Annotated in this window: 13 protein-coding genes; 4 read left to right on the forward strand and 9 right to left on the reverse strand. The window is 54.0% G+C overall.

Annotation, left to right across the window (positions count from 1 at the left end; all coding sequences use genetic code 11):
• Nucleotides 1-6: 6 nt before the first annotated feature.
• Both hrpA and KBX13_RS00995 read right to left on the reverse strand, forming a co-directional pair.
• Nucleotides 7-3,918 carry an ATP-dependent RNA helicase HrpA gene (gene hrpA, locus KBX13_RS00990; protein WP_256020347.1) on the reverse strand — a complete coding sequence of 1,304 codons (3,912 nt, stop codon included), beginning with the start codon at nucleotides 3,916-3,918 and terminating at the stop codon, nucleotides 7-9.
• Between the two features lie 15 nt (nucleotides 3,919-3,933).
• Nucleotides 3,934-4,890, reverse strand: coding sequence for a hydrogen peroxide-inducible genes activator (locus tag KBX13_RS00995; RefSeq protein WP_256020349.1), 957 nt, complete (start codon nucleotides 4,888-4,890; stop codon nucleotides 3,934-3,936).
• 136 nt (nucleotides 4,891-5,026) lie between these two features.
• Between KBX13_RS00995 and KBX13_RS01000 the strand changes: the two genes are divergently transcribed.
• On the forward strand, nucleotides 5,027-5,623 hold the full coding sequence (locus KBX13_RS01000; protein ID WP_252930837.1) for a peroxiredoxin: 597 nt from the start codon (nucleotides 5,027-5,029) through the stop codon (nucleotides 5,621-5,623).
• A gap of 84 nt (nucleotides 5,624-5,707) precedes the next feature.
• Nucleotides 5,708-6,232, forward strand: coding sequence for a carboxymuconolactone decarboxylase family protein (locus tag KBX13_RS01005; protein ID WP_256000254.1), 525 nt, complete (start codon nucleotides 5,708-5,710; stop codon nucleotides 6,230-6,232).
• Nucleotides 6,233-6,267: 35 nt separating this feature from the next.
• On the opposite strand, the gene KBX13_RS01010 is transcribed toward KBX13_RS01005, so the two are convergent.
• Both KBX13_RS01010 and KBX13_RS01015 read right to left on the reverse strand, forming a co-directional pair.
• The gene (locus KBX13_RS01010; RefSeq protein ID WP_256020351.1) at nucleotides 6,268-8,811 is read right to left on the reverse strand and encodes a DEAD/DEAH box helicase; all 2,544 of its coding nucleotides are present in this window, start codon (nucleotides 8,809-8,811) and stop codon (nucleotides 6,268-6,270) included.
• A 36-nt stretch (nucleotides 8,812-8,847) separates the two neighbouring features.
• Nucleotides 8,848-9,870 (reverse strand): PAC2 family protein, encoded by a 1,023-nt coding sequence (locus tag KBX13_RS01015; RefSeq protein WP_070362346.1) that lies wholly within the window; start codon nucleotides 9,868-9,870, stop codon nucleotides 8,848-8,850.
• A 154-nt stretch (nucleotides 9,871-10,024) separates the two neighbouring features.
• Between KBX13_RS01015 and KBX13_RS01020 the strand changes: the two genes are divergently transcribed.
• Nucleotides 10,025-11,182: a DUF4192 domain-containing protein gene (locus tag KBX13_RS01020; RefSeq protein WP_256020353.1), complete on the forward strand. Its 1,158-nt coding sequence runs from the start codon at nucleotides 10,025-10,027 to the stop codon at nucleotides 11,180-11,182.
• 13 nt (nucleotides 11,183-11,195) lie between these two features.
• Here the strand turns inward: KBX13_RS01020 and KBX13_RS01025 are convergent, their stop codons facing one another.
• The 5 genes from KBX13_RS01025 to KBX13_RS01045 all read right to left on the reverse strand — a co-directional run bounded on the left by KBX13_RS01025 (nucleotide 11,196) and on the right by KBX13_RS01045 (nucleotide 15,581).
• Nucleotides 11,196-11,882, reverse strand: coding sequence for a metal-dependent transcriptional regulator (locus tag KBX13_RS01025; protein WP_256020354.1), 687 nt, complete (start codon nucleotides 11,880-11,882; stop codon nucleotides 11,196-11,198).
• 139 nt (nucleotides 11,883-12,021) lie between these two features.
• Nucleotides 12,022-13,017 (reverse strand): sigma-70 family RNA polymerase sigma factor, encoded by a 996-nt coding sequence (locus KBX13_RS01030; protein ID WP_070478945.1) that lies wholly within the window; start codon nucleotides 13,015-13,017, stop codon nucleotides 12,022-12,024.
• Nucleotides 13,018-13,109: 92 nt separating this feature from the next.
• A complete protein-coding gene (gene dtd, locus KBX13_RS01035) occupies nucleotides 13,110-13,544 on the reverse strand; it encodes a D-aminoacyl-tRNA deacylase (protein WP_256005076.1) in 435 nt (144 codons plus the stop codon).
• A gap of 2 nt (nucleotides 13,545-13,546) precedes the next feature.
• The gene (locus KBX13_RS01040; RefSeq protein WP_256020356.1) at nucleotides 13,547-15,100 is read right to left on the reverse strand and encodes a methyltransferase; all 1,554 of its coding nucleotides are present in this window, start codon (nucleotides 15,098-15,100) and stop codon (nucleotides 13,547-13,549) included.
• Between the two features lie 4 nt (nucleotides 15,101-15,104).
• On the reverse strand, nucleotides 15,105-15,581 hold the full coding sequence (locus tag KBX13_RS01045) for a DUF3099 domain-containing protein (protein WP_256020358.1): 477 nt from the start codon (nucleotides 15,579-15,581) through the stop codon (nucleotides 15,105-15,107).
• A 51-nt stretch (nucleotides 15,582-15,632) separates the two neighbouring features.
• On the opposite strand from KBX13_RS01045, the gene KBX13_RS01050 reads away from it, so the two are divergent.
• The gene (locus KBX13_RS01050; protein ID WP_070363499.1) at nucleotides 15,633-15,887 is read left to right on the forward strand and encodes a DUF3039 domain-containing protein; all 255 of its coding nucleotides are present in this window, start codon (nucleotides 15,633-15,635) and stop codon (nucleotides 15,885-15,887) included.
• Nucleotides 15,888-15,940: the final 53 nt, after the last annotated feature.

Here is a 15,940-nt window from a genome sequence, read left to right on the forward strand (position 1 = left end):
GGCTCACTAGCGAAGTTTATCGACCATTTTTTCAATACGACGCACGCTCACAGGCTTTTGGGTGCCAAGGTGTTGTGCAAACAAACTCACTCGCAGCTCCTGAATTCGCCACATCACGTCCTTGTATGCGCGTGTCTTCCTGCGTTGGGCAGGGAGCTGTTCCATTCGTCGCTCTAGGTAAGCCTTAGCATTTGCTACTTCAGCCTGCCGCTCTTCGTCACGTTCCGGTTCCGCTTCTAGATGCTCAAGCCGTATCTGGATTGCCTCTATGTAACGGGGGAGGTGCTGTAGGTGTTGCATGCCATGAACCGTGATAGCGTTCGCGGGCAGCATGAATGCTAGTTGCTCCCGAATATCGTCAATCGCAGGACCAGACCAATTCTTGAGCTCTTGCATCAAATCTGAGTATGCAGCGAGACCTGGCGCGATCGATACAATTGATCGTCGGACAGCTCCCGGAATAGTCGGTTTAATTTTCGCACATAGTGCGTCGAAATCAGCAGGTGACCTCACAGGGCCGCCGGCTTGAATCATCGCGTCGCGGATTGCTGCAACGCGAGCGTCTTCGACAAGGCCGGAAGCCCCGCCATGTGGATACCTATCAACAGCGACACGTTGCTGTAGTGGCAGTCCCTTCGTCATCTGAGTATCGGAAACCTCGATTGCCCGCAGCAGCAACGTGAGCGTTGCCGTCATCATTGATGCATCAGCACTCGCCCGGGTTGGATGCACAGCAACGCGAACGCCTTTGGGAGTCACCTCGAGCGCAGGATAGGCCTCGACTTTGTTGCCATCAATGGTTGTGGTCGTACTTTCGGGAATATCGCCGAGTGTGTCTTCGGTCCATACAGGAACTTCGGCAGTTTCAGAGTGGCGGCTTGCTTTCGCGACTGAAGAACGAATCTGTGTGGCCCGACGCTTCTTCAAAGCAAGGAGACTCTTGTCTGAGTCGACAATCTTCCCACGTTTATCAATGACTGCAAACGTTATGAGCAAGTGCGGTGGCAGCAGGTGCGTGCGGAAATCATGCCCGCTAATGCCGCTGGCACCCAATTCAGTGAGGGCCTGAGCCAGTGCTTCGGTAACCGACGTGCGTGGATCGAACGTCATACGCTCAAGTGCACGGTCAGCGAAGTCTGGAGCGGGGACGACGCCCTTGCGTAGTGGTTTCGGCAGTGAACGAATGAGTTCAGTCAGCAACTCTTTACGTAGCCCAGGTACAAGCCAGTCAAATCCGACTGATTCAACGCTGGCCAGTAGAGGCAGGGGAATTGCGATGGTAACGCCGTCGTAGGCGGTTCCAGGCTCGAATTTGTACGACACATCGAACCGCATCGACCCTTGTGACCATGACATTGGAAAGTCTTCTGCAGAGATAGTCTGGGCAGAATCGTCAACGAGTTTACTTGGATCAAAGTGAAGATATCCGGGATCGAGCTGCCGTTGCTTCTTCCACCAACTGTCAAAATTGTTCGCTGTTGTGACTGAATCCGGCAGTTTCACGTCGTAGAAATCGAATAGAGTGTCTTCGTCAACGACGATGCCCCTACGCCGTAGCTTTTCTTCAACTTCTGCGGCTTCGCTTAGCAACAAGCTGTTGTGTTCGAGAAACTTATGAGTCCTCGTCCAATCGCCGTCAATGAGTGCGTGACGAATAAACATCTCGCGCGCAGCCGTAGGATCAACGCGGTGGTAGGGGATAAGTCGGTCTCGCACGATAGGGATGCCGTACAATAACGATTTTTGATGAACCATTGCGCATGCGCGTTTCCGTGACCAGAACGGTTCTGAATAGACATGTTTCAGGAGTGATCCTGCCGCGTGCTCGATCCATGAGGATTCTACTTTTGCCACGTCTCTGGCCCAAAGCCGCGAGGTTTCTACAAGCTCGCTTGCCATCAAAAACTCTGGTGGGGTCTTGGCCAGCGATGACCCTGGGAAAATCAGGAAACGGGTACCACGAGCACCTTGGTATTCCTTGCTGTTTCCGTCGCGAGCACCGATATTCGAAAGTAAGCCAGTGAGCAATGCTCGATGAATCGAGTCAGCGTCACGTTTCGTTGTCATTGTCATTGCTTTGTCGACGTCCCAGCCCAGTCGACGTTCGACGTCGCGGAGCTGACGAACGAGGTCGTGCCATTCACGAATTCGCATATAGTGCAAATACTCACGCTTCATGCGCTTTCTGAACTGATTGCCTGAAAGCTCTTCACGGAGACCTCCGACGTAATCCCAGAGCTTGAGCGCTGAAAGAAAGTCGGATGTCTTGTCTTTGAAGCGTGCATGGGCTTGGTCTGCTTGTGCCTGAAATTCCAGGGGGCGTTCGCGCACGTCTTGAATCGACATATGGGCGACAACTGCGGTGACATCCTCCAACACCCGGTAGCGTTCGGCCTCGACGAGCATGCGAGCCATCTTGGGGTCGACTGGGATTTTCGCAAGCGTATGGCCAATTTTCGTGAGTTTTGGAAGTTCACCCTTTGGTATTGCTTTGATTGCACCGAGCTCGTACAAGAGCGTAAGGCCATCGCGAATAGCTTTGTCGTCTGGGGATTCCACGAATGGAAAGTGCCGCATGTCGCCGAGATTGAGAGAAATCATTTGCAGGATCACACTTGCCAAGTTGGTCCGCAATATTTCAGGGTCAGTAAATTCCGGGCGTGAATTAAAGTTCTCTTCCGAGTACAAGCGGATAGCGATACCGTCAGCAACACGTCCACAACGGCCCGAGCGCTGGTTTGCTGAGGCTTGGGATATCTCCTCAATTGGAAGACGCTGTACTTTAGTCCGCGTTGAATACCGTGAAATGCGAGCGAGGCCAGTGTCCACAACGTAGTGAATTCCCGGCACTGTGAGCGAAGTTTCGGCGATGTTCGTAGAGAGGACGATCCTACGCCCGCTATGTGGGGAGAAGACGCGGTGCTGTTCTGCGTTCGAAAGGCGTCCGAAAAGTGGCGCGACTTCAACATTCTTCCAATGCTGCTTTTCAATTGCTTCCATGCAGTCACGGATGTCACGTTCTGAGGCGAAAAAGCAGAGGATGTCACCGTCGCCTTCTGCCATCAACTCCTTGATGGCGTTGATAACACCGTCAATCATGTCAATATCAATTTCACGATCGCCGGCATTTTCGACGAGCGGACGGTAGCGCACCTCAACCGGGTAGGTACGACCTGAAACCTCAATAATCGGGGCGGGGTTGCCTTCTTCGCCACAGAAGTGCTGCGCGAAGCGTTCGACGTCAATGGTGGCGGACGTGATGATGACCTTCAGGTCGGGGCGTTTAGGGAGAAGCTCCTTGACGTATCCAAGCAAAAAGTCGATGTTCAGGGAACGCTCGTGCGCCTCATCGATAATGATGGTGTCATACGCGTTGAGGAACCGATCACGCTGAATCTCCGTAAGGAGAATTCCGTCTGTCATGAGCTTCACTGAGGTAGTGGTGCTGACCTTGTCGTCGAAGCGAATAGCGTAGCCGACCGATTCTCCAATGCTCTGACCTAATTCGTCCGCTATGCGTTCAGCGACAGTTCTAGCAGCGAGACGGCGCGGCTGAGTATGCGCGATACGCCCTCGTCGACCGCGGCCGAGCTCGAGCAGCATCTTAGGAATCTGGGTGGTCTTGCCGGATCCAGTTTCACCAGCAATAACAGTCACTTGGTGGTTCGCGACAGCTTCTAAGATGTCATTCTTGCGCTGAGAAACCGGGAGTGCATCTGGGTACTCGATGTTCGGAATGAGTTCATCCCGCGCCCGAACGACGTGCAAGCTTCGGGCAATTGCCTCTTCAACTTTGTTAAGTTCCTTGCCGTTCTTGGCCTGTCGAATGCGACGGCGAAGACGTCGGACGTCGCGTAGTTCCACGTTGTCTAGTTGGCGGAAGAGTTCTTTCTTAGGTGTTTGTTCCTGGTCCTTCATAACTAGCGTCCCAGTTTAGCGGGACAGAATCGCATCACTGGTTTTCGCTACCTCTTTGTACGCCTTTCTACACAACGCTCCAAGTTCCTCAAACTCATGGATGCGGGAAGAAGAAGAGCGGTAGGCCAGTCCAATTGTACGCTTCGCGTCGACACTCTTCTGGAAGGTAGAAAGCCCCAAACCAGGACGTGTGCACTCAGCTGCAATAGCTGACTTGGGAACGAGGGTTGATCCAAGGCCAGCCACAACCAGCTGCATGATGGTAGTCAGTGACGCAGCCCGTGTATCTGATTGGCTTGAATTTGAGGGTGTAGTTTGAACGTTCTTGCAAAGGTCAACTATTTGGTCGCGCAGGCAGTGGCCGTCGTCGAGAAGAAGCAAATCGAGTTCTTCCAGGACATCGAGAGTAAGGTTTTGGAGCCCAGACAACTTGTGTTTCTCATTTGTTACGACGATGAAGTCTTCGTCATAGAGTTCCAATTCACTGACTCCAGGCGCGTGTGTAGGCAGGGCTAGCAGCGCCACATCGACGTTTCCGTCGCGCAATTTAGCGAGTAGGTGCTTGGTGGGCTCTTCGATGATTCGAGGAGTTAAATCGGGGAACTCGCTCTGAATCAGTTGTAAAAGGGTGGGCAGGATATACGGTGCGATGGTGGGGATGATGCCGATATTGAGAGGCCCGGAAAGGACCCCATGTGCACCGCGGGCATGTGCAACAAAAGCATCGGCTGCTTCAAGCGTTGCTTTCGCATAGGGGAGGAGCGCCTCCCCAGTTGGAGTGACGATGACCTTTCGGGTGGATCGCTCGATAAGTTGAATCCCTAAACCGGTCTCTAGCGCGACCAATGCCTGGGATAATGACGGTTGAGAAATGTTGAGCTTGCTCGCAGCAGTGCCGAAGTGCCTATTCTCGGCGAAGGTCACAAACGTACGAAGTTGGGCCAAGGTTGGTTTATATTCTTTATTGTTCATTCTTATAACCATACGGCATTGCAATAGGTTTTGCTGTTGAAATTGCGCGGCGTTTCTGGCACAATGTTTGACAGAGTGCGAGCGATTGCATTCCAAGACCGTATATATACGACATCTCACATTCGGAGGTTAAGCTATGGCAATTCTGACTGTAGGCGAGCGTTTCCCTGAGTTCGATCTGGTAGCGCTGAAGGGTGGCGACCTTCATGAGGTCGACGCAACAAGCCCAGAGGACTACTTCGAGAATGTATCCCTGGAAAAGTACGAGGGTAAGTGGAAGGTCGTTTTCTTCTACCCGAAGGACTTTACGTTCGTCTGCCCAACCGAGATCGCAGCGTTCGGCAAGCTGAACGAAGAGTTCGAAGATCGCGATACGCAGGTCCTTGGTGGCTCCACTGACAATGAGTACTCCCACTTCAACTGGCGTGCAACGCACCCAGATCTGAAGGCCGTTCCGTTCCCAATGTTTGCTGATGTCCGCCACGACTTGATCCGTGCACTGGGCGTTGAAAATGAGGCAGGCGTCGCTGATCGTGCAACGTTCATCATCGACCCAGACGGCGTCATCCAGTTCGTGTCTGTCACCCCGGATGCTGTTGGCCGTAACGTCGAAGAGGTCCTTCGCGTTTTGGATGCTCTCCAGTCCGAAGAGGTCTGCGCCTGTGACTGGCAGAAGAACGACCCAACGAAGAACATCGACAAGTTGGCTGTCGTTCAGGAATCCCTGAAGTAAATGAACTCCGAGTCCCCGTCACTAGTCCAATACTCAGTGACGGGGATTTATTAATAAACAATGGAGAGGAAAGAGAAAAGAGATATGTCGATCGATAACCTGCGCAGCGCTTTGCCTGAATATGCAAAAGACCAGAAGCTGAACCTTGGCTCCTTGACACGCTCTACAGAGCTGAACGAGCAGCAGCTGTGGGGCACTCTCGTTGCTTCCGCTGCAGCGACAAAGAACCCCACCGTGATCTCTGAGATTACGGACGAGGCCAAGGAGCACCTGTCTGAAGAGGCTCTCGATGCCGCTTTCGGCGCAGCAACTGTTATGGCAATGAACAACGTTGCCTACCGCGCAAAGGGCTGGCTCGGCGATGACTTTGCACAGGTAAAGTTTGGCCTTCGCATGAACATCATCTCGAAGCCTGGCGTCGAGAAGGCAGACTTTGAGCTGTGGTCGCTCGCAGTATCTGCTATCAATGGCTGCGAGCATTGCGCTGTTGCACACTCCAATGTCGTGCGCGAAGAGGGCCTGACCAAGGAGCAGGTCTGGGAGGCAGTAAAGATTGCTGCTGTTATCCAGGCCATTGCGCAGACCGTAGTGGTAGAAGACGCACGCTAACTGTTACGTCTTCTGCACGATAGTCGGCTGAGGGACTACATCTGGACAACGTCCAAGTCCCTCAGCCGAACTTCTCCTGCCTCATCAGAGGCATCGAGATCGACGACGCCGTGGAACTGGAAGCTGCGGTCCCCATCTGGATCTTTCACGATCTGTACGACTTCCCAGAGCCGCGAGCTTTCATCCTTAACTCGGAAATACTCTGGCCCGCGAGCATCTGCGTCTATCATGACATCGTCGTACTCGTCGAAGTAATCGTCAAGAAGCGAGGGCCAGTCGGGCCGAACATCGGGGTCGAGATATTCAAGCATCGACTCCAGGGCTTCTTCCTTTTCGAACGCAAACAGTTCGACAAGCCTAAAGAAGTAGTTGCGAACCATGATTTTGAACGCCCTGCGGTTCGCTGTGAGCGCCGTAGGATCCTCAACACCGAATGCAAGCTCGCGGTCGAGAACGTCCTGGGAGATTGGGGCGTCGTCATCAGCTAGCGTCGCCCATTCGTCAATGAGCGACGAGTCCACCTGACGGATCAGTTCGCCAAGCCATACGATGATATCTTCGAGCTCTTCAGTCATGTATGCCTCGGGCACAGAGTGGGAGAGGGTGCGCCACGCATCGGTAAGGTAGCGGAGCACCACACCCTCAGAGCGGGATAGCCCGTAGGTTGCGATGAGATCCGAAAACGTCATCGCATGCTCGATCATGTCGCGTACCACCGACTTTGGCGAAAGCTGCCACTCTTTCGCCCACGGGTTACTGGAGCAGTAGGTTTCAAATGCATCTTCCAGTTCCTCCGCGAGCGGCTGAGGGTACGTCACGTCTTCGATGAGTGCCATGCGCTCCGTGTAGTCGACGCCCTCTGCCTTGAGAGCTGCGATCTCCTCGCCGCGAGCTGCTGACTGCTGAGCTTGCAGCACCTGACGGGGGTCATCCAAGATTGCCTCAAACGCTGAGATTACATCCAACGAATACGTTGAAGACTCGGGGTCAAGCACCGTGAGAAATGCCAGCGCGAACGGGGAAAGCGGTTGGTTGAGCGCAAAGTCCCTGTCCAGCTCTCGCGTGAGAGTATAGGGGCGATACGCTGGAGAATCAGGAGTGCGTTCTACAATGTCAGCCTGGATGAGCCCGCGAAACAGATCGACTGCCGTAAGAATGTCACGGTTCTGCTTAGCGCGTGTGTCATGGTTGCTCCGAATCAAGTGCTTCATGTGCTCGTAGCCGTCACCCGGGCGAGCAATAACATTGAGCAACATGGAATTCGATACTTGGAACTGGCTAGTGAGTTCCTCCGGTTCTGCCGTTGTGAGGCGCTGGAAAGTTTTTTCGGACCAGGTAACTTCGCCATCACGAGCTGACTTCTTGTTGAGCTTCTTAAGCCGCTTCGGATCGTCGCCGGCGCGACGCCGAAGCTTTGCATTCTCAATCTCGTGTTCTGGCGCTTCGACGACGACCGTGCCCTCGGTGTCGTACCCAGCTCGCCCCGCGCGGCCGGCGATTTGGTGAAACTCCCTCGATTTAAGGATGCGTTGTTTCGTCCCGTCATACTTTGCCAGGCCGGTAATCAGCACAGTACGAATTGGCACATTGATACCGACGCCGAGAGTGTCCGTTCCGCAGATCACCTTTAAAAGCCCTGTTTGAGATAGTTTTTCGACGAGCCGTCGATACTTCGGCAGCATTCCGGCATGGTGAATGCCAATGCCCTTTCGAAGTAACCTCGACAACGTCTTACCGAAGGTAGTCGTGAACCTAAAATTCCCGATCTCCTCTGCGATACGTTGCTTCTCCTCTGCGTTGATGATTTTCATACTGGTCAGAGCCTGCGCTCGCTCTGCTGCCTCGCGTTGTGAGAAGTGAACAACGTAGATCGGCGCTTTGTTATCCGCCAGTAGTTCTTCAATCGTCTCGTGGACGGGGGAGAACACGTAACTGAAATCGAGTGGCACGGGACGCTCCGACCCACCAACATACGTGGTTGCGCGGCCAGTGCGCTCGGTGAGATCCTTTTCTATCCAGGCAGTTTCTCCAAGCGTGGCAGACATCAAAAGGAACTGGGCCTGTGGGAGTTCCAGTAGCGGCACCTGCCATGCCCATCCGCGGTCCGGCTCCGAATAGTAGTGAAACTCATCCATGATGACCTGCTGAATCTTCGCGTGCTCACCTTCTCGCAGCGCAATATTCGCGACGATTTCAGCGGTGGCTGCGATAATAGGGGCGCCGCTGTTCACTGTGGCATCACCGGTCATCATGCCTACGTTTTCTGCTCCGAAGATCTCACACAGTGCAAAGAACTTTTCGCTCACCAGCGCCTTAATTGGGGCAGTATAAAACGAGCGCTGCCCCCGAGCCATGGCAATGAAGTGCGCAGCGTTTGCCACCATCGACTTTCCCGAACCGGTTGGCGTCGCCAGGATCACATTATCCCCAGCAAGCAATGCAAGCGAAGCTTCTTCCTGAGCTTCATAAAGCGAGATTCCACGACTCTGTGTCCACGCAGTGAAAGAGTCCCAGACGGCCTCTTCAAAAAGGCCTGCTGGAACGTCGTCAAGGTCTGCCAAATACGTAGAAAGAGTCACGCCAACTACCGTAGCCGAGTTCGTCGCGAAAAGCCGCTACTCGTCTTCCTCATCGGTTGGCTGAGCTGGGTCAATGTAGTAAAAATCCTGCAAAGCCTGACTGAGATCATCGCCAAAAGGCAGTCCCCGTTGTCCGTCGACAAGCGGACGACTCTGCTGGTCCTCGATCGCCGTGAGATAGTTCTCGAAGGCTTCGCTGATTTCATCGCCGGAAGGAACCTGTGCCTCACCGGGCATCTTTGCGTTGGGATTGTTCCTGCGGTACTCCTCAACTTCACGGTCGTAATGCTGTTCGAGAGCCGAGACGACTTGCGCGATCTCCTTTGACGCAGCCGTTTGCTCTGCTAATTGACGCTGAACACTTGTTATCTCTTGCTCGAGCGCGCGGAGTGGCAACTGAAGATTTGCTGTATCCTCGAGCGCCTGCATGAGCTGGAACGCCGCCATCGGGTAAGGAGAGTTTGCAATGTAATGAGGTACATGCGCAGTAAAACCAGCGACCTTTTCGCCTCGCTTATCTAGCTCTCGCTCGATCATGATGGAGGCAGCCCCGGGCACAGTAATAATTCCGTCGAAGAGATACTTGTCTTTCACCAAGCTCTCATCATTTCCGTGTGTGGAAACCACTACTGGGCGGGTATGGGGAGCGGCAACAGGGGCAGCGTAGAGGCACAGCGTTTGCTGAACTCCAAACTGCACTGCAAGGTCAGCCACAGACTTGCTAAATGCCTCCCAACGCAGATCAGGCTCTGGCCCGCTCAGCAGCAGAAACGGCATATCCTTTGTGTCGCGGACAACACGCAGCTCAATGCCGATCTCTTCGACGTCGGCCACCGTGTGATTCGCCAGGGTTACAGCAGGCCTGCGAGAGCGGTAGTCAATGAGTTCATCGTTATTGAAGGTGGCTAAAGTGCGGGTTTCCAACGCCGCGTTGAGATGATTCGATACCCCTTCAACCGCATGGCCCGCATCTGCGTAACCCTGTAACGCAACGACGAGCGTTGGCCCCTCAGGAGATTCGCCAAGACTCGAGGGAGACGGGTACTCAAGTTCATACATGCGATTATTCGTTGGTATGACCGCTCCTAGGATAATTTGAAAGGATCTAACTTTGTACTTACCCACAACGTCTGGGGTGAAGAAATATTCCTGCTGAAAATAAGGAATTCTAGCAAAGCGGGAACCGATGCTGTGTTGGCTACGTCTAAACTGTATGAAAATAAATGCAGCTAATTCATCACTTTTTGGACCATCAGATATCATCGCAGCCCTGCCCGGGGTTCTAGGGTTTTATCCTCAAGAATCGGTCGTGGTGCTCGGCATCATTCCGGACAGCGAAGGAACACGTGGGCTTCAACTTGGACCTGTAGTTCGCGTTGACCTCACGCGCCTTGAAGCATTCATAGAAAGCCTCAAGACCGACGTGACGCAATACCTACTGGGGGATGACGTCATCGCGTACCTTGCAGTCATTGTGAGCCGTATTCCGAACTCAGAGCTCGTCAAAGACGCAGTTGATCGCTTGCAGTTCCTCGAAGAAGAAACCGGTTTCAAAGTCGACCTGTGCTGGCATGTTTCCGAAATTGCGCAGGGTACCCCATATACATTGCTTTTTGGACCGCCATTGAATGCGGCCGAAGAATGCGATCGCGCGTCCTCCCTCATTGGTGGCTGTGTATCGTCAGTGATTTCCTCTCCATCGATGCGCCCATACGTTGAGCAGGGGATACTCCCAGAACTCGATAGACAAGACACGTTTAGCTATTTTGAGCCGGTCGATTCGGAGTCCGTCCAACTGGCGCAACAAATCCAGGCACAGACACGCAAAGACGGGTTGCAGCTACTGAAAGACTTGTGGGGCGGTAGCCACGCTGGGGAGGAGGAACACCCGGCAAAACTGGCGAAAGAAGAAATTGAAAGCATTATCGAGGTTCTGCTTTGCTTGCCCGAGACTTGCCTCATCGGCCAGCGCGATGCTAATCCAATCGGCGAAATCTCGAATGAAATGAGAATCGCGCTCGAAGGCTTGACGGCTCTGCTCACCCATGCTCTACTGCGGGATACACTTATCCCCGCGATTATGCAGAACCCAAAGCGACTTGCTGCTCCACTACTATTCTTGTCGCGCCATGCTGTGGGGACAGTGCGGGCAAACGCGTTAGCGTTGTGGGCTGTAATCGCTGTGCGGTGCGAGATCGGGTCTTGGGCAGGGGTCGCACTACAGTGCGCGCTGCAAGAAATGCCGGACCACTCATTAAGCGACGTGCTCCTGCAGTTACTCGCGATCGGTCAATATGAGGGTCTCCTGCACGCAGTTGAAGAAGGCGGGGAAGCAGTCTGGATGGAGCTAGAGATGCTTGCAGGTTCCTAACAGCAGATTGTCTCTACCGAAGCTCAATGCGCACGGCATGCGCGAGGTCATCAGGAATGACGAAATCTTTTTGGCCAGGAAGTGATAGCTGTAGCCCGCCATCATCCAGAAGGCTCACTATGACTTTCTGGCCGACGATATCGCCTAAGCCTGCCAGCTCTGGCAAACGCTCTGCTTCAAGCTGCAGAATCTCACTGATTTGGACCACTACAGCTTCGCGACCCTCGGAGAGATCTAAGTCCGTTGCGCGAGTGCCAAGCTCAGGCTTAGCAACATTTGAACCGCCAATTTCATCCAACGCAGGGATGGGGTTGCCAAACGGAGATACCTGAGGGTGGTTGAGTACCTCGTATACGCGCTTTTCCACGGCTTCACTCATCACGTGTTCCCAGCGACATGCTTCGTCGTGCACTTGTTCAATATCCAACTTGAGGATGCCGGTGAGAAGGCACTCTGCGAGGCGGTGCTTACGCATCACCGCAGTCGCACGGGCGCGTCCCTCGTCGGTAAGGGAGAGCGAGCGATCTGTTTCAACAACAATCAGGCCGTCGCGCTCCATGCGGGCGACGGTCTGGGAAACTGTCGGGCCAGACTGCTCGAGCCGCTCTGCGATTCGTGCGCGGAGCGGCACAATGCCTTCCTCCTCAAGTTCGTAAACTGTACGTAAATACATTTCTGTTGTGTCTACGAGATCACGCACGTGGAACTCCCTTGCCTAAAAGTCGCTCTGAAGCGTTGAGGCTGCATCAACATTCAACGCAGTCCAAGAATCGACGCCTATTAACGATTGCTATGGTAACCCAAAAAACTATTAGTTGCGGAACGCTTCGTCGCGGTTGTTACATTGCGTAATCCCTAAGGCGCTCTGCCCGGTCACCTACGCGAAGCTTCGCCATGACCTCTCGTTCGATTTGGCGAACGCGCTCACGAGACAAGCCGAATTTACGCCCAATCTGGTCCAATGTGCGGGGAACACCGTCGGTCAGCCCATAGCGCATACGGATGACGTCCTGCTCGCGCTGCTCCAAACCGTTGATGACATCTTGGATGTCATCGTGACGGAGCACGGATACCACCGCGTCTTCGGCGTCTGTAGCTTCTGCATCTTCAATGAAGTCCCCCAGGGGGGCCTCTTCATCCGCTCCGACCGGCATGTCAAGACTCACGGGGTCTCGGGATTGACGGAGGAGGAGCTCAATCTTGTCCTCTTCGATGCCAGACTCCTCTGCCAACTCCTCATTCGTTGGTTCGCGGCCAAACGACTGGTACATCTCGCGGCGAATTCGGGAGAGTTTATTGACTTGTTCTACAAGATGCACAGGGAGACGGATAGTACGAGACTGGTCTGCCATGCCGCGAGTAATGGCCTGGCGAATCCACCACGTCGCGTACGTTGAGAATTTAAAGCCCTTGGCATAGTCAAATTTCTCCATCGCGCGGATCAGTCCGAGGTTGCCCTCTTGGATCAGATCGAGCAGTGGCATCCCGCGTCCTGTGTAGCGCTTTGCCAACGACACAACCAGACGAAGATTTGCCTCGAGGAGGTGGGCGCGAGCTTTCCGTCCTTGCTTCGCCAGAATTTTATAGTCACGTTTCTGGGCTCGGGTGAGCTTGCAGTCTGGATCATCAAGAAGCTGCTGGGCATAGAGTCCAACTTCGATCTGCTGGGCTAGTTCGACCTCTTCTTCTGCATCGAGCAGGGCAGTCTTGCCAATGCCATTGAGATACACGCGAACAAGGTCAGCCGATGGATTGTCGTTCGTTTGATTGCGACGACTACCGCGGTCAACTTTTTCTTCGTTGTCCGCTGTTAAGGTCTGACTCTTCGACGTCATTGAGCACTGCCTCCTTGGACGAGTGGAACAGGTAATCTTCTACACCCTCAACGATCTTGGACACATTTTTGTTCCCAATGATAAAAAGAGTGCTAGGCCTCGACAATCACCGTGAATGGGCCGTCGTTGATGCTCTGCACCTTCATATGGGCACCAAACTTTCCTTCAGCGACCGTGATGCCCCGGTCCCGGAGGTAGGCTGCGATTTTTTCAATGATGGGTGCTGCTTCATCTGCGGGGGCTGCGTCACTCCATGATGGCCTCCGTCCTTTTGCCGTGCGACCCATCAACGTGAACTGACTCACAAGCAAAACAGGGGCTTGTGCGTCCACTACAGACTTTTCGCCCTCCAGGATTCGCAGTTCCGCGATTTTGCGAGCAACCGTTTCCCAAGCGTCGTCGCTATCCTTACGTCCTGCTCCGACAAGGGCCAGAATTCCACCAGTCGCCTCGCAGTCGATTGCTCCGACGACTTCACCGTCGACGGTGACGCTCGCGCTCGTAACTCTTGTCAATACAGCCTTCATTCCTACTCCACCTCTGCAATTTCCGCCGGCAGCACGATGCCGTGGCGGATAAGATCCACAACAGCTGCAACCGTTTGGTTTTCCAATTCTTCAAGGGCCTGCTGGTCGTCGACACCTCGAGATGCTGCTAGGATGCCCACCACGTCACGCAGTGGCAAGCCGGCGGGATGCAATCCTGCAAGGACGGTTTTCAACGCCTCATCCAATGAATGAGAGAATCGTGGGCCATCCATTCGAGTAATGCGCAGCTCTTCGCGCGTGAAACCCAGCCCCTCTTCAGTATTTGGCACAGCGATGTCTTCGATCGCGACTGTGGGCCGGACCAGGAACGAACTATCTAAGAGTTCCTGGACGGATTTTTGCCGTAGCCACGCCTGCCGTAGATAGTATTCTTCGACCTCAGGCCCAAGCGGGTCCGTGAACGGGTGTGTTAATTCTTCCGCAGTAATCTCGGAGGGCTGGTCGCCGATGTGTTGCATGAAAATCCAACCGAAACCAATAGCGTGAACACCCGCGGCTTGGAAGTAATCGAGCCACTGTTGTGTGCGGGCTATGCCGCTTTCAGTCCTGAGGTCGACTGATTCATCTTTCAGCCACGTGGCGACGTAGGCCTCGGGGTCAACCACTTCTCGTTGAAGCACCCATGCGCTGACTCCTTGCGAAGGGACCCAACTCGCAACTCGCGACTGCCACGCCTCACCATCAATATGGGCCCATGAGCCCAGCATGCACAGCATCCCACCTTCTGCGAAATATTCAGGTGCGTGCTCTGCCACGAGGCGACTTGCTTCATCCAGTGGCATGCCGGAGTCGCGGTAAACATGCCCCACCTCCGGAATGCCGACTACAAACGGCGGGTTGGCAACGATCCTGTCAAACTGCTCGCCCGCGACAGGCTCAAACCAAGATCCTTCGCGGAGCTGAACGCTAGTGATGCCATTCATCTCGAGCGTGGCCTGAGCCAACTCGATCGCTCGATGATGAATGTCAGTACCGACGATCTGATCTGCAAGGCCAGATTGTGCTACCGACAGCACCCCTGAACCGGTTCCAAGGTCCAAAACCGTTCCAGTCGGTGACTGCGGGATCGCGTGCAACAGGGATTTCGACGCCGCTCCGACTCCAAGTACGTGATCTTTGCCGGGAACGATTGCAGACGTAGAGGCGTCGAGATCTGCAACTATGAGGTGATGCTGTTGAGACAACAAATGAGGTCGGATGTCGTAAGCAACCTCGTAACGTTGCTCTTTGGTCTGGCGAAAGACACCTGCGCTGATGAGTTTCTCAGCAAGTGACGAGCCAAATAACGCCTCGAGCTCGTTTTGGGAAGTCGGGCGCCGCAACAACAAAGTGGATATGGCCGATCCGATAACGTCTTCTGAATGGCAGCGACGCAGGACGGCTCCCACCTCGCCCCGGTAGAGAGCCTGGTATGCATTTGGCCCAAGGTAACTTCCAATCGAAGATGTGGTGTAGGGAAGCGCGCGCAATCGTTCACCGAGCTCCCGCGCAAGTCCAGGGTGTAATCCAAATGCCGTAGATGATAAATCTGTCATGCTGCTACTCCGATTGGGATTCGTGATCGATAACGGTCGGCGTCGTATCTGTTGAAGCCTGGTTCGAGGATAGTTGTTGCCTCGACTGCTCCTCCAACGCGGCATAGGCACGACTCAGCGCAGGCTTGTAGACATTCTTTTCACGCGGATCACGCGACTCTCCTTTCGCGTTGCCCAACATCACTGCGACCCAGGGGAGCGGTACGGAAACAATAAAGAGCAACGTCGCAATCCACCAGTTTCCGAGCCACCACGCAGATGCGATCGAAAGCAAAATGAATGGGATTCGAAGCGCCTGCAGCCAAAGGTATTGAGCTTCTCGGCTCTGCAGGTTTTGCTCCGGCGTCTGCTTCGCATCCGTAATGAGTGCACGGTGTCGTTTTGAGCGGAAATGACGAAAAAGGAAATGCTTATCGTCGTGGACTTCGACTTCCGCATCAATCGAGACGTGCTCTTGTGCCTCGTCCTCTCTCTCGTTCATAAATACACAGGTTAGCGCCTCGGCTTAAAAACTTTGCCAAAGTGGGGCATGATGGGAGTCGTGAATACGACGACGAAGACTCTTGAGCGCACAGACCTTCGGGAAGACACATCGTCAACAAATGATGATGGAACCCCCAAGTTTTTCCACTATGTGAAGAAGGATCAGATTTTCGATTCTGCGATTTCTGGAAAAGTCGTAGTCGCACTCTGTGGCAAGACATTTCCGGTGAAGAAGCAGGCGAAGCCTGGGTCGCCAGTATGTCCTGACTGCGAACGCATCTATAAGGGGTTGCGTCGGAAGTGACGGCTCCAGGTACGTCGGCCGGGCCTCAGCTGCGCGCATGGCAGCAAGAGGCC

The organism is Corynebacterium sp. CCUG 51687 (genome assembly GCF_024453995.1).
Lineage (GTDB): Bacteria > Actinomycetota > Actinomycetes > Mycobacteriales > Mycobacteriaceae > Corynebacterium > Corynebacterium pseudogenitalium.